This window comes from Nostoc sp. DSM 114161, from assembly GCF_052692665.1.
In genome coordinates this window covers 5,405,387-5,427,522 of record NZ_CP195141.1, presented here as the reverse complement: position 1 = coordinate 5,427,522, position 22,136 = coordinate 5,405,387, and the positions used below count along the sequence as shown (strand labels likewise).

Sequence of the window (22,136 nt, the reverse complement as noted above, 5' to 3'; positions counted from 1 at the left end):
ACAAATGAACTCATTTTCGCGTAATATATTATCTATATATGGAATTGAATATTTAATAATTGATGAAAGCTGTAAAATTCTTGAGATATCACTGACGGCAAATCATTTGACCGATATTCCCGATGAAGTAAAGCGAGGTAGTGATGTTCGGATTGTGTTTCCAGAATTAGAGGGACTTGAAGATATTTTTGATGCGATTCACCAGGGACAGCAAAATAGTTTTGAATTAAAAGGAATTAAGCGATCGCCAGATAACGCTTCTCCTTTATATATTGATATTTGTATTACTAAAAATATACAACAAGAGAATTTCAGCAATTCGCTAATCATTCTTGTGCAAAATGTCACCGAAAGGATGTTGCTTGAGCAATCTCTATTTCAAGGCGCAAATGAAGCAAATCTTTTGCTACGTAACTTAAAGGCTTCTAAACAATATATTGACCAGATTATAATATCAATGCCAGACGCGTTATTGGTAACAACGCTGTCAGGAAATATAAAAAAATCGAATCCAGCGGCACAAGTTTTATTGGAATATGATGAAACAGAACTTATCGGTCAACCTATTACCAAGGTTTTGAATAAAATCGAAAATCTTAGTATATTCCCAAATCAGGATAGAAATCATTTAGGCAAAGAGGTAGAAACCGTTTGTCATACCAAAAGTGGTAAAACCATTGCAGTAGATTTTTCATACTCAAGAATTCAAACAGAAATTGAACATTTTCAAGGTTATGTTTACATTTTGCGAGATCTGACCGAACGAAAACAGGTAGAACTTGCTAAACAGCAATTCTTAGCAATGATTAGCCATGAAGTTCGGACTCCGATCGCATCGGTAACTGGTATGGCAAGCCTGTTGTTAGATAGTGGATTGACTGTTGAACAACAAAAGTTTGTTGAAATTATTTACACAAGTGGAAATTCATTACTGACAATTATTAACGATTTCCTTGATTTTTCTAAAATCCAATCAGGCAATTTAGAATTAGAGGAGCAACCTTTTGTTTTGCAAGATTGCATTAACCAAGCTGTTGATTTACTGACACATAAAGCTCAAGAAAAAGGTTTACAGCTTACATTTATAGATAATCATCAATTTCCTACTCTCATTATCGGAGATATTACCAGACTGCGGCAAATTTTGATTAATTTACTCAGTAATGCTATTAAATTTACCAACGCTGGAAGCATAGAAATTTCAGTTATCATCCGCAATCAAAGTAATAATAATTATTCTGCTAGAAATATTTGCGAAATTGAGTTTAGTATTAAAGATACAGGCATTGGAATTCCCCACGATCGCGTTGAACGTTTATTTAAAGCCTTCAGTCAAGTTAACTCGTCCATTACTAGAGAGTATGGTGGTACCGGTTTAGGCCTTGCCATCTGCAAGCAACTGTGTGAATTAATGGGTGGCAGAATTTGGGTTGAAAGTCAGTTGAATGTAGGCAGTGTATTTTACTTTACAATTACGGCTTCTGTAATTTTAGAACAGTCACAAGTTAAAAGGAGCCAGTGCAGTGAAGCAGCCTCCATCTTGGCGGTTTCCATCGTAGACGCAAAGCGGCTTCCCGCAACGGTAGGGAAACTGCCAAACCCGAAAGGTATTGGGGAAACCCCAAGTCCAGCAACTCGCATTGAGAATTCTAAATTCAGAATTCAGGAGCCAGGAATGGAAAATTACGAAAACAACACAGATTTTTCTGTTCCAGATTCTTTTCAATTAAGAATACTTTTAACTGAAGATAATCTAGTTAATCAAAAAATTGCTTTGAAACAACTCGCAAGCTTAGGCTACAGCGCCGATGTTGCTAATAATGGTCAAGAAGCGTTGGAGGTATTAGAAAAAATTCCTTACGATTTAATTTTGATGGATTGCCAAATGCCAATTCTTGATGGTTTAGAAACTACAAAAGAAATTCATCGTTGGCAAGAAAGCCGCTTTGCAAGCGGTCGTCGTCCTGTGGTAATTGCAATGACAGCTAATGCCATGAAAGAAGATAAACAAATGTGTATAGATGCAGGCATGGATGACTATTTAAGCAAGCCAGTTTTGAAGGAAGATTTGGCAGCCGTGCTAGAACGTTGGGCAGATATAATTTTTAAAGCGAAAGCAACAGATGTGGGTTTAATTGACCTACCAATTGATTGGGAACGCTTGCATCAACTCTCAGAAGATAACCCAGAATTTGAAATAGAATTACTGCAAATATTTGTGGAAGATATTCAAGCTCGGATAGAGATAATAAAAATGGCGATCGCTGCTTTCGACTTCCAGCAACTTGCACGCGAAGCCCATCAAATTAAAGGCGCTAGTGGCAATATAGGAGTTACAACTATGCATCAAGCAGCAGAAAAATTAGAACAACTAGCTCATAACCAAGAACGTCGAGGTACTAATAATTTAATCTCAGAGTTAGAAGAGTTTGTTAAACGCATCGAAGAGTTTTTAATGACGAAATAGAAGCTTTAATTATCGTGCAGACAGCCAAGCCTGTATATCATCCACACTAGTAAAATCTAACAATGCTTCGCTCAAATCTTCAAGAACAGGCAACGGTAAACCAAAAATTGAGGAACGCATTTCTTGGGAGAGTTCTCCAAACCGCTTAGTCAACTGTCGAATAATAACATTAATTGTTGCTTGTTCGCGTCCTTCTTCACGTCCTTCTTCGCGTCCTTCTTCTTTGATTTCTCTATAAACTCTGGTTTCTTTGAGTGTTATCCCTAGCATAGACTCTACCTCCACTCGACTTAATTGTTCAAATTTGTAAACCATTATCGTCGTTATCATATCTATTATGCCGTCACTTGACCCAGATGGAACTTCTTGACGAGTTCTACTTAACAAATACCTGGCTTCTTCTGGTGCTTGTTCTGACTCTACTGTGGTTAATACCATCAATGCTACCCATATAGGTAGTTGGCGAATGTCTCCCAATTCATCTAAATACACTCGATGTACTTGAGTGCTGTTAAGCAATCCACGATGAGGATGAATATCACTTTGTTCAATACTGCGCGATGGATAAATGATTACTGTTTGCCAATCACTAAATCTTGCACGGTTGCGGTAAAAATATAAGGATGATTCGGCAAATACTCTTTCATACAGTTGTTCATCCTTTTGAAACTGCACCTCGCAGAAATATACTACTCCTGCGCCTGCATTTTCTGGCGGTAAAAATACCCCATCTATTTCAAATTTGGGTTCTTTAACAGCCACCGAATCAAATCGATAACTATCTGCATTAATTGGATAATTTCTCAATAGCTCGAATAGTAAAGTGGGAGATTGTTGAAAAAGTTTGTAAAATATAGAGTCTCGCCGCATCGTCCAAAATTGTAGGATGACCAATAAATAACATATTATTAATAATACTTACTTATAAATAAGCAGTAACGATTATCTATTGTCCGCTCATAACTAAACTTGTCGGCAATAGCAGACATGATTTTTAAACCGCGTCCCCGCTCTTGGTCATTATCTTCAAATTCTGATGTTTGCCGCAATTGTTTCTCCAAATCAAAGCATTTGCCCTGAGACCAAATGCGAATTTCTATATACTCATTTAAACGCACAGCTTCCATCTCAATTGGAGTTTCAATGGGTAAATTTTTGTGGGCATGTTCCACAATGTTAGTAAACCCCTCCATCAAAAGTGTTTGACATTGCCACCAAATTTGTTTATCGGGAAGGCTTGGTTCGTTCATTTGCTCAAACCAAGATAAAACTTCAGAGGAAGCCGTCAGATCTGTGTTTACTTTCAGATATATTTTTTTATTCATTCTTAGACAATCAAATATTTTTAAATTATCTTATTCGCTAATTAGTTTATTTAATTTGAGTATTTTCACTATACATTACAAATAAAATTTCATATAATTTAAATTAAATCAGCTATTTATTTTCCATCGCAATTATCAAAATATAATTTATGTTTAAAATTTTAGTTATTGATGACGATCCTACAGTCCGAGCAGTACTCAAAAGCACGCTCAAAAAGCAGGGTTATGATGTTACCGTAGCTAGTAATGGTGAAGAAGGAATTACACAAGCACAACTGCTGCATCCTGCTTTGATTATTTGTGATTGGATGATGTCCCAGGTAGATGGACTAGAAGTCTGTCGGCGAATCAAATCGGCTCCAGAATTGGCGACTACGTTTTTTATTTTATTGACTGCTAGGGGAGCAGCTAGAGGAGAGGAAGATGATAGAGTAAAGGGACTTGATGCTGGAGCAGATGAGTTTATCTCTAAACCAATAGAGATGAATGAATTGAAAGCAAGAGTGAGAGCAGGATTAAGGTTACATCAGCTGAATCAGGATTTACAAAGTAAAAAGCAAGCTTTGGAAAAACTCAATCAGGATTTACGAACCCAAAAGCAAATTTTAGAAACAGAATTGGCTCAAGCAGCTGATTATGTGCGATCGCTTCTACCCTTACCCCTCGTAGGAACAGTAACTACAGAAAATTTGTTTATTCCTTCAGCACAGCTAGGCGGTGATTGCTTTGGCCATAATTGGCTCGATGACGAGCGTTTGGCGATTTATTTGTTGGATGTATCGGGACATGGAGTAGGTTCTGCACTATTATCTGTATCGGTGCTGAATGTGCTGCGATCGCAATCTCTACCAAACACCAACTTTTGTCAACCTAGTGAAGTCCTAAAAGCTCTCAATCACGCTTTCCAAATGAGGAAACACGGTGATAAATACTTCACAATTTGGTATGGAGTTTATCACCGCCTCAAACGCCAACTCATTTATGCCAGCGCCGGACATCCACCCGCTTTACTTTTGTCTAGTACCTCTACGGCGAATATCCAAATTCAGCAGCTAACTTCTTTAGATTTACCAATTGGCTTTTTACCTGATGTTGAATTTCAAAATGCTGTTTTTGAAGTCAAAGAAAACAGTACTTTATATATTTTTAGTGATGGAGCTTATGAAATTAATCAGCCAGATGGCAAAATTTTAGGTCTTGATGCTTTCATTAACTTACTAACTAAATGTAGCCAAACAGATATCTGTAACCTCAATCAATTATTAGCTAATATTCTCAGCTTCAATGCTCAAGATAATCTTGATGATGATTTATCTGTAGTAAAAGTTAACTTTGGTTAATATCCTCAAACCTGGATATATAAACCCTTTGGATTACGTAAAAAAATTGCTCTCAACTTGAAGAGGTTGATTTTACATTTACTATGCCATTAATGGAAGCAAATAAATTGCAAAAGAAAGCATATTACTATATTCAATTTTGCGTTGCTACTACTTGGCGATTGAATTCCTCTCGATCGGCAAAAACTTTAAAAATTCTATCCATCTTAGTCAGTTCAAATAACATCTTGACTTGATCGTTTATCGAACAGACAAAAAGTTGTCCATCGGTTTTTCGTACCATTTGCATTGCTGATACTAAAGCGCCTAAACCAGAACTATCAATAAACTTTACATTTTTTAAATCTAACAATAGAACATTTGTTCCATTATCTACATGATTACTAACTTCACGACGCAATTCATTACCTTTAATACCATCTAAAATTCCAGAAAATTCTAGTACAGCTACACTTTTATTCATGGATTAATTCTCCAATAATTTGTTTGAAATATCTTATTATTTTGGCATCGATTTAATCAAAACTGCAATAGGTACAAAAATATTTTTGTTTATATATAGCAGTCAGATTTTTTTATTTATATCTGAAAGTAGCCAACAGGCAAAAGTGTTATGAAAGATTAAAATCTCCATGTTTTTTAGATTAAATATTTTTAAAATATATAAAAATTGAAATCTGTTCGTGAGGTATGTTTTTTATAAAAAATTATTTCTCCAACAAGCTAATAATTATACTGCAATATTTAAACAGATTAGTTTAAAAAACTTCATTTAATTACTTGTTTATTAATATTGGCGATCGCGCTAAAAAAGCTAGCGTCAACCCATTGCCGAGAAATTTCAAAAGCTTCAAAATATCCATCTTTTTGCCCTAATTCCCGCGCCCAAAATCGAGACAAAATAAGTATGGCATCTAGTTGCATAAATGCTTTATTTGCTTCTGATTCATAACAACCAATAGCTGCAATTTTTTCCTCAATCACAGAAGTTATATCGACAAAAAAATTCGGTTCAAAACCACGTAAAAAAACAGGCGGTGCTGAATACCACAAAGGTATGTTTTTGCGGGTAGCAACATTAGAAACTGCGATCGCACACACTTCATGATCTCTATGTCCATATTTTTCAGGTTGTGGTGCGTGAGTAATAATCAAATCCGGATGCCAATTCCCAATAGCTTCTTCAGTAACTTTAATCACTGCTTGTGTTGAAAAATTACACTCTTCAAGTGCATAAAATTCGTAATTTGCGCCGATGATTTTCCCAGCTGCATCTGCTTCTTGATGACGCGTACCCTTAACAGATGAACTAGAAAGACTACCATCAGTCAAAATTAAGCAACGAACATTCCACCCTGCTTTAGACATCAGACTCAGAGTACCGGCAGCAGGTAAAACTTCATCATCAGCATGAGCATAAATTGTTAACACAGTTCGTTGCCCAAAGTTGTTACAGTCTAAATGATTGTTCATAGCTATTTTAGAGTTTGTCATTAGTCATTAGTCATTGGCTATGGGAAGACGAGGAGACAAGAGGGAGAAATTGCTACCTTGTCTCCCTTGTCTCCCTTGTCTCCCTTGTCTCCTTACGCTTCTTTTGGAGGTTGCCAAACAGATGCGCGGATGATGGCTGACAAAAGTAACAAGTTATAAATAGCCCATGCACCATTGAGTAAGTGAACTTCAGGATAATTCAAATGCCCGATCGCGAACCGATAAAGGCTCCATAGTATTCCTAGAACAGTCAAGATAAAAACAACAATCTGCGGCCAAACTAGCCGGATATAAATGCCAGATTGTCGTTGTTTAGGCGTTACTTGGAAATTGAGTTTTTGTCCGGTGAATACACTCCATACCGCTTGGATTAATAAGGGAAATAGAGCGATCGCATATTGTTCGGAACGCCAAACTTCTCCAGCCGGAATTCCCCAAGTGGCAGCAAGGAAAGTCAAGCGGTTAATAATAAAAGCTGGGAAAAAGTGTATGGCAAAGTCCGGCCCGTAGGTTTTAACTGGAATAATATCCGTGAAAAAATAGATAATTGGACAAGAAATAAAAACCAGAGTTGCAAAACCAGAAAAATAGCTATACATGGTTTTAAAATAATGTAACCTCTGCCAAAAACTCAGCCCTGGTTTTGTTAATGGATTTTCTCTCAGCAGCACTTGAATAGTTCCTTGTGCCCAGCGCAGCCTTTGTTTAAGAGTAGAACTAAGGTCATCTGGTGCTAAACCTTCTGCTAGCAATTCATGATGATAAATAGATTTCCATCCAGCACCATGTAGACGCATTGCTGTATTCATATCTTCTGTAATACTGTTGCTGGATACGCCACCAATTAATTGAAATTCATTTAAACGTTTTTCATCTTTGGCAAATTCATCAGCGAAATATTGCAGCCCTACACTAATGAGTGCTTCTCGTCTCAAAAGTGCATTTGTGCCTGTATAAAAAGCAGCATTCATGCCATCTTTACCTTGTTGGAGCGGCCCATAAAATAAATTTGCTCGATGTCCAAAAGGATCGCCCGAAGGAATGTTGTAAAAATCCTGACGGGTCTGGACAAAAGCAATTTGATTATGGTCATATTTCCCCGTGAAAAGATTATAAGTGTAGAAATAAGGCAGAACTCGCTTAATAAATTGTGGTTTGGGGATATGGTCAGCATCTAGGGTGAGAATAAACTCTCCAGAAGTTTCGCCAGAAAAAATTGCGTAATTGAGGTTACCTGCTTTAGCGTGGTGGGGTACACCAGCTGGCTTAGGACGAGCAATGTAGCGAAAACGAGCCAGTTCAACTAATTCTAGTTCTTTTTTGCGAATAGCTTCTTCTAAGGCTTTGCGTTCGGTAACCAGGCGTTCTGCCATACTTTGATGCTGTGGAGGTAACCAAAGAATAAACTGTCGCAAACTCTTCACAAATTCGCTAGCGAACTCGTTTCCCTCTGATGCTTGCAACCATTCTTCGGCGGCTTGGGTGTTGGGTGTGAGATTTTCCAGTTGCTTCAAGCGTTCCAATAAACAACAGTGTTCTGCATCAATTCTTTCTGCTTCCTGCTGTAGTTGTGATGACTGTAAATCCTCAATACACAATCTTTCGGTCATTGCTCGCATATCAGCTGAGTTACCATCATCTAGCACATAAACACGTAACTTGGTTGGCGGGTAATCCATTGCTAAAGCAGCTTTAGCAGTTTCTTCTACAATTTCCGGCGGCTCGTTGTAGCACGTTATAAACACATCCACTGTTGGCCAGTCAGATCTAGGTATCGATGGGGTCATCTGGTCAAGAGATTTAATTTGTCTAACTAAAGGCCGCCACAACCCAATTACAAACATTACCCCACCGAAGTAGCTATAAATTTCTGCTACTAGCAACGGGATAGAAATCCAAAGCGCATCGAAATTAATTGAATGAGTGATGCGCCATTGCAAATACCAGATACCAAAAATTAAATTGATTTCTGCCAAATAGCGAAATAACAGCGTTCTTTTTTTGAGTAACGAACGGCTGTTACCAGAAAAGTTTGCGGAGTTATCAATAATAGAAACTGATGTCATCTTAGTAATATTTTGGATTGTGAAATAGTTAGAAATAATCGCTTTTAGCTATCCATGTGTCGGAAAAAGAGTTTTTTGATAAGTAGACTTATTGCAAAATTCCTCTTCTTTGGGTGTTAGCGTACTTTTACGGAGAAGCAAGCTACGCGTAGCGTCTCGTAGAAAAGTGGGGCGTAGCCCGACAAAAAATTATTTATGCAAGAGGTCTAGTGATTAGGCGGACGTGATATGACTACATTCACTCATGTACAAGTATTCCCAAATACAACTAGTTATTAACAATCACGGCTTACGCAAAAGATAACGAAAGTAGCGGTAATTGATGAATTACCGCTACGGAAGAATATGCAATTTATTCTGTGACTTTTGTACGAGTTACTAATGAAGTATCTTTGGTTGTTGAAGCCCAGTAACTTCCAGAACCATCAGAAATTAACTTGGTTCGTTGGATTGCGGTGTTGGGTAAACCTCGCCCAGAATTACCCTTAGTTACTGCGACCCACCAAGGAGACTTCATGGTGGTAGTCGGACGAATTAGAGGTTGTCCATTCATCACTTTGTACAACAAGGATTGCAAAATCATACTGTTGGTGCTGCTAGTGAAACCAATTGCCGTTTTACCCGTGGCTTCATAGAAGCCTTCATAAAATCCAGCCGATGGATTGTATAAATCAGTCGTTGCTTGTAGTAATTCTTGACTATACTTGTTTTCTGGAAGCAACGCATGATAAGCAAAAGCTACTGCTGTACTTACCAATCGTCCCTTGGGTACGGGTTGGCTGTCATCTCCTAAAGCTACCCAAGCATCGCCTTGCCCAGTAATTGTACTGTGGACAGTGTAAGGCTTGCGATCGATTAGGGTAGTAGCTGAGGCTGTCAGAGCGCCGGTACGACGATAACGTTCGGCTTGCGCTTGGAAAATCGGCTCAAAAAGCGATCGCATTTGTGGATCTAGGCCAAATTCCAAAGCATAGAGTAAGAAAGGATTGCTAACTGTGTATTGGTTTTTCGAGTTAGTATCTGTGCGGCGGCGTTGGATTGGTACTTTCACTCCCTCTACTGAGGCTGTTTGATATTCACCACCAACAGCAGAACCCTCAACATTAAACCCCCATAATTGAAAAGCACGAGCGGCATATTCTTCATAGCCTAAGCGGGTTTCAGGGTTGACGCGAGTAAGATATCGCCCATCTTCCTCTTTGCTAACACTCGCACTCGAAAGAATACCTTCTCGTACCACACGCAAGTATGACCAATCCAGCACAATTTTATCTACCGCAGCCGTGTATTCTGGATGACAGGTTTTCAAATTATAAAGTGCTGCCAGCATCCTGCCTAAATCTAAAGCCGACCAACCATTTCCTTCTGCAATGGGATTTCCACCATAATCTACCGATTGCAGCGTTCTAGTATCGTAGCCCCGACTCGGTAACTCGCCAGCAAATAAAGGTAACTTTGTCAAGGCTGCCAATAAATGTCGGGTACGTCCGTCAAATTCTTTGGGGTCAATTATATCGAGCGATCGCGCCGCATGGAGGGCAGCCAGATAATCGCCTAACCCCCAGAGAGTAGCACCTTTGAAATCACTGCGATCGTCAATTAGCCCATTCTTAGCATGATAATTTGCTTGAAAATATCGCCAAGCTGCCTCTGCATAGCGTTTTTCAATAAGCGTTAGCGGTCTTTTTAGTTTGAGATTGGATGATGCTTGCGGACTTTCCACTGGTGGAATCGGTGCAACAGCCACATCTGTGATTTTAGAAGTATCCGCAGGGCTTGAGGTAGGAGTTGTGAGAGTAGAATTTGATTGATTTGGCGTAGGAATCGTAACAGTAGAATTGGCTTGATTTGCGGTAGGAGTTGTGACAGTAGAATTCGTTTGATTTGAGGGTGTCGCATTTTCAGTTGGTTTAGTAGTGGAAACACTTGCAGAACCAGAGGCAGAGGCAATTAAAGGGCGATTTCCCCTAGCTTTGTAGTATAAAATCTCCAAAATTAGACCATTAGTATTACCTGTCAAAGCTTTATTTGGTTGCTTTGATTCTTCATAGATCCCAGCATAATAACCACTATCATCAGGACTGCGGAGATCCTTGACAGCATCAAAAACTTTTTGGGCATAGGGATTATCTGGAAACAGATAGCGCCAACCAAAAGCAGCTTTGGTACTGATACTGCGGAATTGTGGATAAGGCTGATTAGCGTCAGTAATTGTTGCCCAGTTTGTACCGTTGGCGTAGACAGTGTTGTAGAGAAAATAAGGTGCTTGGTCAATATTGTCTTCTGTAACCGCAGTCAACTGACCTGTAGTATCGTAACGTCGTTTTTGCACATCTAAGACTCTAGCAGCAAAATCAGCTAACTGACCTTGCAAGCCAAATTCAATACCATCAAGAATATAAGACTCACTCACAACGTAATTATTGGCATTAGTGCTTTGAAAATCACGCGTATCAACGGGAATTTGCACGCCATTAATTTCCACTAACTTAAACGGCTCAAAAGCAATCGCTTTCGGTGCAGAGAAACCCCAAAGTTGATAACCTCTAGCGCCGTATTCTTCGTAGCCGAGTCGTCCTTCTTGCACCAGTAACGTTTTGTTGTCACCAAGAACAGTAGCACCAAAAAGTTGTTCGTCTTTGAGCGATCGTGCCACCTGCCATTTTGTTACAATGCCCTTGAGCCAATCATTATATTGGGGATGACAGCTGCGAATCACGTCAAACGCAGCCAGAATTCTACCGACATCCAAAGCAGACCAGCCAATACCCCGTTCAATGGGATTGTTGCCATAATCAACCATTTGTCCCGTGGCTGCGTTATAGACTTTATTGGGTAAGGCATCCTCAAATAACTTTAGGCTGCTAAGAGTCGTTAAAAACTTATTCAGGCGAGTATCAAAGTCTGCTTGGTCAGTGAGATTCAACCAGCGTGCAGCATTCAACGCCATCAGGTAATTCCCCATATCCCAAAGCGTACCAGAAGGATAACCCCCAGTAGAATTGGTAAATCCCGTTGCTGGCTGATAATTTTTCACAAAATACTGCCAAGCAGCACGAGCATAGGTTTGTTCTTCAGGTGTCAGAGGAACTGTAATACTGCTACAGCTATTGGAATTTTGCGATAAGACTGGTGTCGGGATGTAAAACAAAAATTGCAGAAATATTGCAATTAAAAATAGTGCGATCGATTTCAACAGCTTTTGTTGATGGGGTTTGTATATCATGTGCAAATAAAAAGTTAAGAATTAAGAACTAGAAAGCTATTCTTTGGGCAAATAAAACGACTATAAACTTTCCTTAAATCTTGCTGGTTTAGAGTTTAAAGGTCGATTTTGAATAGATGTAGCAACTTGTTTGTTAGCTGCCAAATCTGTTAAAACTACTTTGATTTCATGACTTACAATATCCTTTGACTGGAGCTTCTTATGAAAAAATATATAGCGTTCAATCCAGCCAAAATAGCTTTTTTATGCTTTGGATGAATAATCTTTAAGTTTTTAGGTGTTGTTCCATATAATATTCAGAAAATTTCGGTTTAATATCCTAATTTGGATGTTATGCCGAAAGTTTCTAGATACCAGCGATAAATATACCGAAAAGCCCCTACTTACGTACAAAATCGGGTGAATATACGGAATATTTGTGGCTGTTAGAGGCTATTTATAAAGTAAAAATAAAATTATTGCAGGGTGTGTTACGCGGAAATGGAGAGCAGAGGAGAAATTGCAGCAGTCTTTCCCGTCTGCCCCTCCGCCCCATACTTAATTTAAAAATCTACTCCCCGTTTGAGTTCTACGCCTTGATTTGCATAGTGTTTGTGGCAGTAAACCTCTGAATGAACGCTAGCTAAATCAAAGTATGTTGGTTGATTTTGACAGCGGCCAGTGATAATAATTTCAGTGTCGCGGGGTTTGCGGAGCAAAGCTTGGACAATGGGTTCAACGGGGAGTAGTTCCAGGTCAACTGTGGGATTGAGTTCGTCGAGAATAATTGTTTTGTACAACCCAGAAGCGATCGCAACTTTAGCAATTTCCCAACCTCTTTCGGCTTCTACGTAGTCTAATTCTTGCCGGGAATTGCGCCAAACAATTGCATCTCGACCGCAACGCTGATGATCCACCACTTCTGGATATGACTGCTGCAAAGCGGCGATCGCCGCATCTTCCGTATAACCACTGCCGCCTTTGAGCCACTGCATAATTAATACACGTGTAGATCCTGGATGATTGATCCCTCTACCAATTGCCTGCAAGGCTTTACCTAAAGCACTCGTAGATTTACCTTTACCAGCACCAGTATAAATTTCAATTCCATTAAGTAAAAGTGCTTTAGCAGTTGGGTGGTGGTGGGGTTTCATTTCTGAGTGCAAATCTGCAATATCGAGCAACTTTTGTGGTGCAGCGCGTCCGGTAGCAATGATTTCCAACTCTTGGGGTTTAGATTTTAGCGTCCTTACCACTTCATCCACTGGTAGCAAACCCAAATCCAGTACAGGGTTAATTTCATCCAAAACCACAACTGAATATAAACCGCTGGCGATCGCACCTTTGGCCACATCCCAACCCCGCGCCGCTTCCTCTCTGTCAAAAGCAGTAATTTCTTCGGGGCCAAAAAATTCGGCTCTGCCAGTCCGAACCTGGTCAATTAAATGGGGAAAGCCACGTTGCAAAGCTGCGATCGCCCCATCTTCATCATAATCACGCTCAGGCCCCTTTAAAAACCGCAGCAGTAAAACTCGGTTGGAATTAGTAGGTGTATTAATTCCCAACCCAATCGAGCGCAAAACCACCCCCAAAGCCGCCTGGGACTTACCTTTCCCTGCACCATCATAGACATGAATTTGACCAACAAGCCGTTCCTGACGCACTTGCGCCGTGCGAATACCGATGCCGTTCCTTGTCATTTCTCGAAAAGCTATAATATAGCAGTTTTTACTTCTGTGGGCATCGGGAAGAAGCAGAGGGGCAGAGGTGCGGAGGGGCAGAGGGGCAAAAGAGAAAGAACTTGTACAACAACTCTCCCCTGCTCCTCTGCTCCCCTGCTCCCCATGCCCTACTTACTGACTTCTACAGGCAAGAATCCACCCGCCTGCATTTTCCATAGTCTGTAGTAAGCGCCGCGCCGTGCGAGGAGTTTGGCGTGATTACCATCTTCGATAATTCGACCTTGGTCGAAGACCAAAATTCTGTCTAGATGGGCAATGGTAGAGAGACGATGAGCTACCACAATCACGGTTTTGCCGTCCATTGCTGAGTCTAGGGTATCTTGGATGGCTTTTTCGGTGATGGAATCGAGACTAGAGGTGGCTTCATCCAGGATTAGAATCGGCGCGTTTTTGAGGATTACGCGTGCGATCGCGATTCGCTGTCTCTGTCCTCCAGACAATTTAACACCGCGTTCGCCCACCAAAGAATTATAACCCTCCTTCATTTGGGCGATAAAATCGTGAGCATAGGCTTTTCGTGCTGCCTCAATCACTTCCTCGTCGGTTGCATCTATGCGTCCGTAACGAATATTTTCTATTAATGTGCGATGGAACAGAGATGGATCTTGGGGAATTAAGCCGATCTGAGCGTGTAGGGCATTCTGAGTCATATCTCGAATATCGACTCCATCAATGAGAATTTGCCCTGATTGTGGGTCAAAAAGGCGCAAAATTAAATTCACAAAAGTAGATTTTCCAGAGCCGGAAAAGCCCACCAAGCCGACACGTTCGCCTGGTTGGATGGTGATGGAAAGGTTTTCAAAGACTTGTTTGCCAGCCGAATAACTGAAATAAATTTGCCGGAATTCGATTTTACCTTGGGTGATGGGATGAGCGATCGCTTTATCGCGATCGATTAACTCATGGGGTTGAACAATTACGGAGACGCCATTGGCGACATTGCCGATATGTTCAAAGAATTCTAAAAACCGTCGGCTCAAATTACGGGCTTCACTGATGATCAACAGTGACAAACTAGTTGCCACAACGAAGTCAGCAGTAGCAATTAACCCTTGACTCCAAAGGGAAAGCGAGTAATACAAAGTCCCGATTTTCAGAATGGCTGCTGAGATGAACTGAAACCAGCGAATTCTCTCCGAGTACCAGTTAGACTTTCTCACCTCTTTAATTTCGTACTTTAATTGCTCATTCAAATAGCGTCGTTCAAAATCCAAACGAGCAAACAAGCGGCTACTGCTGAGATTTGTCACCCCATCTACAATGATCCCAGTTGTATCGCTTCTTGCAGCTGCGGCTCTCCGGGAGTAAATTCGGCAGCGAGTTGCCAGCCAGAACGAAATACTGATGAAGAGAACTGCCCACACGCCCACGAATGCAGCAAGGGGAGGATAGGCACGGTACAGTAAAATCGCGGATACAATATACACGATAATTACAGACATAAATTCAGTAATCAGCATTTGCATCGTCTGGGTAACACCCAGAGAAGTTTCGCCGATGCGATGTGCCAATGCCCCAGCAAAACTACTACTTAAGTAGCGATGGGAATGGTGTTGCAAATAGGCATATAGGGAGCGGACTATGTGCTGTCGGTGGATGGGATGGAGAATAGTCTGCAAAAGTCCAGCCGATCGCCCGAATATCACTTCACCCACACTCAAAGCAGTGAACAACATCAGTGGTTGGCTGACAGCATCAAAAATAGACTTGCTGTCGCCAGTCGTTCGCGTCACGCTCCGGATAATCTCGCCAATAGCATAGGGCAGCATAATACCGCAGGTTGCGTGTGTTGCCTCCAGGATTACCATTGCTAAATACCACCAGCGGAACTGGTTAACGAAATAACAAATGAACCTGAATGGAGTATTAGGTAAATTTGGTGCATCGGCAGCACGTTGAAAAGATTTAGAAATTCTGACCTTTTTTGTCATAAAAGTTGTTCTCGTACTAGCAAACCGTTCTCTCAAACAAAAATAGGACGGCTTCTTTAGCCGCCCTCTGGCGTTAAATAGAGTACTCAATAACTACTAGTCTGTAGTTTCTAAACCATAATTTCAGCGGGTGTAATTGCAGCATATAAATCAGGTGGAAGTAACGCATCCCGAATGTTAATTTTCTTTGGTATGACACCCTCTTGAAAGAACAAATCTGCTACGCGTTGTTGTTCTGCGATCAGTGCTTCACTCAGTCCTCTGCGTCCGACAAAAGTACGACGTGACATCACCCTTGCGGCTACGTCCTCATCTAATTTTTGTTCGCTAATCATCAATTTTTTGACTTCATCTCGATTTGCCTCTGCCCATTTATCAAGACCATGAAGTTCCTCGATGAGAATTTTTAGTAAACCAGGATTTTGTTCGGCAAACTTCCTGTCAGCAATATAATAACCACCAGGAGAATCTAGCCCAACAGAATCTCTGAGAACGCGAATTCGACCCATCTTTTCGGCGATCGCATAATGCGGATCTCCTGTCATCCAAACAGGAATTTTACCTTCGATAAAAGCAGCTCGCGCCTCAATAGTCGGTATACTTTTGATTTTAATATCTTTGATGGTCAAGCCAATTGACTGCAAAGCTCTAAGAATAAAATAGTGCGATGCCGAGCCTTTTTGAAAATAAACTTCTTGCCCTTTAATCTCCTCAAATTTTTTCAGCGGAGAATCTGGAGGTACGGCAATAACACTACTTTTCCCTGTTCTTTTATTTCTTTGCGTACCCACAACATAAACCAAATCTGACCCAGCAACTTGGGCAAAAATTGGCGGCGTTTCTCCCACCGATCCCACATCAACTCTTCCCGCAGCCATTCCTTCCATAAGTTGGGGGCCTTGGACAAATTGTGCCCATTCGACTTTAATTCCCAGCGGCTCCAAGCGTTTCTCTAATACTTTCCGATTTCTCACAAGATCCCCTGCACTCTGATACCCCATACGGAGAACCTTGCTTTTGATACCAAGGGAACTCGAACTACCAGCTGCGCTATTTAATATATTTTGTTGGGTTTGTTGGCTGCAACTTCCTAACAGATAGGCCAGAGAAAAACCAGATATGCCTGATGTAGCAACATTGAGAAAACGACGACGTTTAATCATAAGCTAATACCATTTAAAATTTTAAATTTGGGCATGGGGCAAGCAGGAAGTGTGGGAGGTGTGGGAGGTGTGGGAAGAAATCTTTCCCTCCAAACTCCCCATCTCCTCATCACCCCATCACCCCATCTCCCCATCTCTCCCGTCGCTAACGCAGAGAATCTCCCCTGCGATATTCGGCCGTGAGGTCATCTAATTTTTGTTTTAAATTGTCATCGAGTTTTACTTCCACAGCCTTGAGAGTGTCAGCAAGTTGTTCTGGGCGGCTAGCACCAACAATCGGGGCGGTGATAATCGGATTAGCTAAAACCCAAGCTACCGCTAAGGTAGTCAGCGATAATCCTGCAAACTCGGCCACTGTGCGTAATTCTTCTACAGTATTAAACTCGCGATCGCGCCAGTAACGTTCTTGATAACGTTCTGCGGCTGCACCCAAGGTGAAACGCGTACCTGCGGTGGGGCCTTGAGCAAGACTGTGTTTGCCTGTAAGCAAACCACCTGCTAAGGGATTGTACGGAATTACACCCAATCCTTCTTCTTTCGCTAAGGGCAATAGTTCTCGCTCAATTTCCCGGAACAATAGGTTATAGCGGGGCTGAATCGATACGAAGCGAGTTAAATTACGCACCTCAGCACGACCCAAAGCACGGCTGAGCCGATAAGCTAAGAAGTTAGAAACCCCGATATAGCGTGCCTTACCAGCACGAACTACCGTATCCAATGCTTCTAAAGTTTCATCAAGGGGGGTTGAGGCGTCGTCAGAGTGCAATTGATACAAGTCAATATAATCAGTTTGCAATCGTCTTAGAGAAGCATCGATCGCATCTAAAATGTGTTTCCGGGAAGCACCTCGATCCCAAGGCGCAGGGCCTACCTGACCCACACATTTGGTAGCCAGAATAAAATGTTCGCGCTTCCCTTTCAACCAGCGCCCAACAATTTCTTCGGTGGTACCAGCAGTAGCAAGACCACCCCCAAGCGGATAAACATCGGCTGTATCCAAAAAGTTGATTCCAGCATCAGCCGCGGTGTCAAGGATCTGCCTGGAAATTTCTTCCTCTGTCTGCAATCCAAAGGTCATTGTACCGAGACAAAGACGGGAAACAGTCAATCCAGTTTTACCGAGTTTAGTAGTTGGTATGGTCATAGTGTTTGTTGTTGAGTAAAAGGGATTGGGGATTGGCGACTGGCGACTGGGTATTGGGCTGTCTGCCCCTCGCCCAGTTCCCAGTCCCCAGTAACCAATTCTCAATCAGACGGCTACAGAAGCGCGACGGGTTTGCGAAACCAACCACTCTTGCAATTTTGGGTTGCCATACACTTCATCAGCAATAAAATGATCGCCTTCGGGTAGTACAGTAAAATCTACTGTTCCGCCTAGACCGCGCAAGGTATCCACAATCTGCTGTGTATCCTCAATTGGCAGTTTTTCATCCTTGCCACCTTGGAATATTTGGATAGGAATTTCCTTGAGTGCAGCTAGCTGGCTGGCTTCTAAAGTTTTGGGAACGCGACCGGATACTGCTACCAGACCAGCGAACCGACCAGGATGAGAAGCAGCGATGTGCCATGCCCCAGCCGTACCTAAGCTGAACCCAGATATGATGACACGGGACGGATCGATAGACCGTGAGGCGATAAGATTATCTAATAAAGCAATTACATCTGATTCTCGCTCTACCCAAGTCTGCCCTTCAGGAAGTTGGGGCGCTAAAAAGAAGTAAGGTAAGGAGCTTGATTCATTCACAAAACGAGGTAAACCCCATTTCACCAGCACATTTAGATCGTTCCCGCGATCGCGTGCCCCATGCAAAAACAATACCAAGGGTGCAGGTTTATTGGTATCCTCAGAGGCGGGCGCAAATAGATAAGGCAATAAACCAGAGCGGTGTTCGATAGACATAGTTGTAATTCCTTTCTATGTTTGGTGGTCAGATCCCCGACTTCTTCCAGTCGGGGATCTTGTAGCCTTTAAGCGATTACAAGATTCTTATCAACTTGTGGAGATACAAGAGATTCGATCGCTGTCCCCTTGAAGAAGTCGGGGTTGGCTTGGGTATAGAACTTGTAAGGATTAGCGAATACATAAGACTTGAAGTCAGCTTCGGTAATCACGCCTTCTCTGACCAAATCCCAGCTTTCAGCCAAGGGGGAGGTGAGATCGGGTACATCCCAGTGACCAACATCGGAGGAATAGATGGCGTTGATTTTCACATTCAAGGGATTGGCTTTGTCGTTGAATGCGGCGGCGATGGTGCGGTCGTCGGACTCGGAACCGAAGAAGAAGCTGTTCACCCACCGATCGCGGATGTCTTCTATTGTTTCAATTCCTGCTGCGCCAAAATCGTTGAGTTCGCTACCAACTGGCTGGCGGCTATGACGGCTGAATGAAGAACCCAGTACAGTCTTGGTGAGTTCTTCTTTGCTCAGGGAATGGCCTTGAGTAATTTCGCCGCCGAAACGTTCAAACAACTCGAACAATTCATCAGCATTTGTCAGTTCTGGATTGTAGTTTTCCAGTCCTTTGAGACTGCGCTTGGAGAAGCGATCTACTAAATGAATGTAGACGTGGGCACCCCAGTCTGCACCACCTTCTAACATACCCACGCGCAATTGTGGGAATCGTTTGGTGACGCCACCGAAGAACAATGCTTTGGCAAATGCTTGGGAGCCATCGGCGAAGTGGCCGATGTGGTTGTTCATGTAGTTACTGATGGAGGAGCGTCCAGTCCAACCCTGACTGCCGTAGTGGGTAGTAATGGGTACACCTAGTTCGACCGCCTTAGCCCAGAATGGATCGTAGTCATATTCGCTATCCAATCCGTAAAAGTCGATGTAGGAAGCATACTTGGCGATTTCAGGGAATTGATCCGCTGGGTATTTTTCAGCGATCGCCTTAATCGGCCGTTTCACGCCACCAGGAATATTTGCTACCTTTAAACCCAGCGTTTTTACTGCAAATTCAAGCTCCTCAATTGCTTCTTGAGGATTACTCATGGGGATACCAGCTACCACCGTCAGGCGATCGCTATATTTCCGGTAGATATCAGCATGATAGTGATTCACTGCCCGTTGCAGTGCTTGACGGTTTTCTGGGCTTGCGCCAGCTGGTGCTAAAACATTGTTGGGAAACAATACCGAATAGTCTGACCCTTGTTCGGCTTGACGCTCGTAGAGCAATGCTGGCAGGGTGTAAGTAGCAAGATCCAGCGTGTTGCGAGTGACTCTTGCCCACCAAGGCGATCGAATTGTGCGGTTGCGTTGACGTTCTTCGGGAGTTTGTTGATACCAATCTTTACCATTGCTCTTGGAGTTGAGACGCGAAGCTTCCGCCTTGCGTAACTCATCCACGAGTTTTGCACCGCCATAATTAGCGATGTAATCCTCAAAAGCTGGCGTGAAATCATTGGTATGAACGTCAGTATCGATTATCGGATAATCAAGAGTCGCTCTGATTGCAGCAGATTGTGAAGTCTTTAATCGGCTATATTCAGTCATGATTTTTTCTTCCAAAAATTACAATTGGTCATTTGTCATTTGTCATTGGTCATTGGGCATGGGGAAAGGGTAAGGGGAAAGATTAAATTTATTCCTTTTCCCTTTAACCTTTAACCTTTTCCCCTGCCTCTCCTTGTCTCCTTGTCCCCCCGCCCGCCTGCTCCCTACCTCTGAAGGTGGGGATCTACAGAAATTTCGCTTTAAAAGATGTGGCTCAAGCATCTGTGAAAAATTCCTTTATGCCAGCACTAATCTTTCATCCGCTTGTTTGACAGCAAAACGATTGCTCGGCCGAGCCAATCCCAGGTTTTCACGCAAGGTAGTGCCTTCGTATTCAGTACGAAATAATCCGCGTTTTTGGAGAACAGGAATGACTAGGTTAACGAAATCATCTAATCCTGTAGGTAGTATTGGCGGCATGATATTAAAGCCATCTGCCGCACCGTTGTTAAACCATTCTTCTAGCTGGTCGGCAATGGTTTCGGGGGTACCAAGGATGGTGCGATGACCTCTGGCGGTGGCCAGGGAAAGATACAACTGGCGCAGTGTCAGAGTGCCACGAGTAGCTAGATCCTTAACTAGTTTGAGACGACTCTTGTTGGTGTTGGTGTCGCTAGGTAGTTCGGGAGCAACATCATCTAGAGAATATTTCGATAAATCAACACCTTTGTAATAGTTTTTCAAAATACCCCAGGCAACATCTGGGTGAATCAAGGATTGGAGGAATTCATACTTTTCTTGAGCTTCTGCTTCAGTCCGGCCAATAATCGGAAAAGCACCAGGCATTATTTTCAGATCGTCTGGGGAACGTCCGTATTTCGCTAACCGACCTTTGACATCAGCATAAAATTCTTGGGCATCAGCTAAGGTTTGATTAGCTGTAAAGATGACTTCGGCAGTACGCGCAGCCAAGTCACGTCCGGCTTCTGAAGCTCCAGCCTGCACGATTACTGGGTAGCCTTGGGGCGGACGACCGACGTTCAAAGGGCCTTTGACAGAAAAATGTTTGCCTTTGTGATTTAGTATATGGAGTTTGTCAGGGTCGAAATAGACACCAGATTCTTTGTCACGGATGAAGGCGTCGTCTTCCCAGCTATCCCACAATCCTTTTACTACTTCCACGAACTCTTCGGCACGTTCGTAACGCAAGCTGTGTTCTGGATGTTGGTCGTGGCCGAAATTCAGAGCGGCATTTTCATTGCCTGTGGTGACTACATTCCAGCCTGCCCGACCTTTACTCAAATAGTCCAAAGAGGCAAACTTACGTGCTAGGGTGTAGGGTTCTTCATAGGTAGTCGAGGCAGTAGCGATAAAGCCGATGTTTTGGGTGACGGAGGATAAAGCCGAGAACAAAGTAATCGGCTCGAAATGGGCAAGTTTTCCATTGCGTTTCTGGGTTTCTGGAGCGCCACCCCAGACTCCTGGACTGTCTGCTAAAAAAACTGCATCGAATAAACCACGTTGGGCAGTCTGAGTAATTTCCTTATAATGCTCGAAATTCAAACCAGCGTCTGCTTGTGAATCGGGATGCCGCCAAGCTGAAACATGATGTCCGGTTGCTTGAATAAATGCACCTAAACGAAACTTACGTGTTTTGTTCATAATGTTTTACTGTTTTTTTACTAGTCCCTTAGCGCTAGCTCTACGGTCGGTATCGCTGATTTGTATATACCCAATGAGTTTTCATGTCTGCGTCAGGGATGTCTAAAGCAGATATGAAAAGACACTGAATCTAACGATGGAATGCTTTGGCAACAACCAAAAATTGCTTGCAGAAGCTCATACCATTTTGATTTCTAGATTGTCAAACATTTGGTAGCAAGCGCTTTTGGCTATCCATCTGTGGCAATCGTTTTTCAAATTGGTATTACTAAATCGATCTACAAGGAATGAGATCGCAAAACTGTT

15 protein-coding genes are annotated in these 22,136 nt (G+C 42.2%); 2 read left to right on the top strand and 13 right to left on the bottom strand.

Annotated elements, in window-relative coordinates; genetic code table 11:
* The first annotated feature begins 4 nt into the window (after positions 1-4).
* Positions 5-2,467, top strand: a complete 2,463-nt coding sequence (locus tag NSTC745_RS23050) for an ATP-binding protein (protein WP_445633035.1) — start codon at positions 5-7, stop codon at positions 2,465-2,467.
* 9 nt (positions 2,468-2,476) lie between these two features.
* Here NSTC745_RS23050 and NSTC745_RS23045 read toward each other — a convergent pair whose 3' ends face one another.
* Positions 2,477-3,337 carry an Rpn family recombination-promoting nuclease/putative transposase gene (locus NSTC745_RS23045; protein ID WP_445633034.1) on the bottom strand — a complete coding sequence of 287 codons (861 nt, stop codon included), beginning with the start codon at positions 3,335-3,337 and terminating at the stop codon, positions 2,477-2,479.
* 38 nt (positions 3,338-3,375) lie between these two features.
* Positions 3,376-3,792, bottom strand: a complete 417-nt coding sequence (locus NSTC745_RS23040; protein WP_445633033.1) for an ATP-binding protein — start codon at positions 3,790-3,792, stop codon at positions 3,376-3,378.
* A 149-nt stretch (positions 3,793-3,941) separates the two neighbouring features.
* Between NSTC745_RS23040 and NSTC745_RS23035 the strand changes: the two genes are divergently transcribed.
* Complete coding sequence (locus NSTC745_RS23035) at positions 3,942-5,132, top strand: PP2C family protein-serine/threonine phosphatase (RefSeq protein WP_445633032.1); 1,191 nt, start codon at positions 3,942-3,944, stop codon at positions 5,130-5,132.
* A gap of 133 nt (positions 5,133-5,265) precedes the next feature.
* Here NSTC745_RS23035 and NSTC745_RS23030 read toward each other — a convergent pair whose 3' ends face one another.
* From NSTC745_RS23030 to NSTC745_RS22980, 11 genes are all read right to left on the bottom strand, one after another.
* Positions 5,266-5,595: an STAS domain-containing protein gene (locus NSTC745_RS23030; RefSeq protein ID WP_445633031.1), complete on the bottom strand. Its 330-nt coding sequence runs from the start codon at positions 5,593-5,595 to the stop codon at positions 5,266-5,268.
* A gap of 305 nt (positions 5,596-5,900) precedes the next feature.
* Positions 5,901-6,626, bottom strand: a complete 726-nt coding sequence (locus tag NSTC745_RS23025) for a PIG-L deacetylase family protein (protein WP_445633030.1) — start codon at positions 6,624-6,626, stop codon at positions 5,901-5,903.
* A 92-nt stretch (positions 6,627-6,718) separates the two neighbouring features.
* A complete protein-coding gene (locus tag NSTC745_RS23020; protein ID WP_445633029.1) occupies positions 6,719-8,692 on the bottom strand; it encodes a glycosyltransferase in 1,974 nt (657 codons plus the stop codon).
* A 352-nt stretch (positions 8,693-9,044) separates the two neighbouring features.
* Positions 9,045-11,918, bottom strand: a complete 2,874-nt coding sequence (locus tag NSTC745_RS23015; RefSeq protein ID WP_445633028.1) for a DUF3131 domain-containing protein — start codon at positions 11,916-11,918, stop codon at positions 9,045-9,047.
* Between the two features lie 542 nt (positions 11,919-12,460).
* On the bottom strand, positions 12,461-13,597 hold the full coding sequence (locus NSTC745_RS23010; protein ID WP_445633027.1) for a cob(I)yrinic acid a,c-diamide adenosyltransferase: 1,137 nt from the start codon (positions 13,595-13,597) through the stop codon (positions 12,461-12,463).
* 149 nt (positions 13,598-13,746) lie between these two features.
* Positions 13,747-15,570 (bottom strand): ABC transporter ATP-binding protein, encoded by a 1,824-nt coding sequence (locus NSTC745_RS23005; protein ID WP_445633026.1) that lies wholly within the window; start codon positions 15,568-15,570, stop codon positions 13,747-13,749.
* Positions 15,571-15,680: 110 nt separating this feature from the next.
* On the bottom strand, positions 15,681-16,733 hold the full coding sequence (locus NSTC745_RS23000) for an aliphatic sulfonate ABC transporter substrate-binding protein (protein WP_445633025.1): 1,053 nt from the start codon (positions 16,731-16,733) through the stop codon (positions 15,681-15,683).
* 145 nt (positions 16,734-16,878) lie between these two features.
* Positions 16,879-17,877: an aldo/keto reductase gene (locus NSTC745_RS22995; protein WP_445633024.1), complete on the bottom strand. Its 999-nt coding sequence runs from the start codon at positions 17,875-17,877 to the stop codon at positions 16,879-16,881.
* A gap of 105 nt (positions 17,878-17,982) precedes the next feature.
* On the bottom strand, positions 17,983-18,633 hold the full coding sequence (locus tag NSTC745_RS22990; protein WP_445633023.1) for a carboxylesterase family protein: 651 nt from the start codon (positions 18,631-18,633) through the stop codon (positions 17,983-17,985).
* A 68-nt stretch (positions 18,634-18,701) separates the two neighbouring features.
* A complete protein-coding gene (locus NSTC745_RS22985; RefSeq protein ID WP_445633022.1) occupies positions 18,702-20,228 on the bottom strand; it encodes an amidohydrolase family protein in 1,527 nt (508 codons plus the stop codon).
* A 237-nt stretch (positions 20,229-20,465) separates the two neighbouring features.
* Complete coding sequence (locus tag NSTC745_RS22980) at positions 20,466-21,830, bottom strand: LLM class flavin-dependent oxidoreductase (protein ID WP_445633021.1); 1,365 nt, start codon at positions 21,828-21,830, stop codon at positions 20,466-20,468.
* Between the last annotated feature and the right edge of the window lie 306 nt (positions 21,831-22,136).

Coding starts and splice junctions, on each gene's coding strand:
- NSTC745_RS23000 (WP_445633025.1), bottom strand. CDS start 16,733: ATGATTAAACGTCGTCGTTTTCTCAATGTTGCTACATCAGGCATATCT.
- NSTC745_RS23030 (WP_445633031.1), bottom strand. CDS start 5,595: ATGAATAAAAGTGTAGCTGTACTAGAATTTTCTGGAATTTTAGATGGT.
- NSTC745_RS23025 (WP_445633030.1), bottom strand. CDS start 6,626: ATGACAAACTCTAAAATAGCTATGAACAATCATTTAGACTGTAACAAC.
- NSTC745_RS23005 (WP_445633026.1), bottom strand. CDS start 15,570: ATGACAAAAAAGGTCAGAATTTCTAAATCTTTTCAACGTGCTGCCGAT.
- NSTC745_RS23010 (WP_445633027.1), bottom strand. CDS start 13,597: ATGACAAGGAACGGCATCGGTATTCGCACGGCGCAAGTGCGTCAGGAA.
- NSTC745_RS23050 (WP_445633035.1), top strand. CDS start 5: ATGAACTCATTTTCGCGTAATATATTATCTATATATGGAATTGAATAT.
- NSTC745_RS22990 (WP_445633023.1), bottom strand. CDS start 18,633: ATGTCTATCGAACACCGCTCTGGTTTATTGCCTTATCTATTTGCGCCC.
- NSTC745_RS23020 (WP_445633029.1), bottom strand. CDS start 8,692: ATGACATCAGTTTCTATTATTGATAACTCCGCAAACTTTTCTGGTAAC.
- NSTC745_RS23045 (WP_445633034.1), bottom strand. CDS start 3,337: ATGCGGCGAGACTCTATATTTTACAAACTTTTTCAACAATCTCCCACT.
- NSTC745_RS22985 (WP_445633022.1), bottom strand. CDS start 20,228: ATGACTGAATATAGCCGATTAAAGACTTCACAATCTGCTGCAATCAGA.
- NSTC745_RS23040 (WP_445633033.1), bottom strand. CDS start 3,792: ATGAATAAAAAAATATATCTGAAAGTAAACACAGATCTGACGGCTTCC.
- NSTC745_RS22995 (WP_445633024.1), bottom strand. CDS start 17,877: ATGACCATACCAACTACTAAACTCGGTAAAACTGGATTGACTGTTTCC.
- NSTC745_RS22980 (WP_445633021.1), bottom strand. CDS start 21,830: ATGAACAAAACACGTAAGTTTCGTTTAGGTGCATTTATTCAAGCAACC.
- NSTC745_RS23035 (WP_445633032.1), top strand. CDS start 3,942: ATGTTTAAAATTTTAGTTATTGATGACGATCCTACAGTCCGAGCAGTA.
- NSTC745_RS23015 (WP_445633028.1), bottom strand. CDS start 11,918: ATGATATACAAACCCCATCAACAAAAGCTGTTGAAATCGATCGCACTA.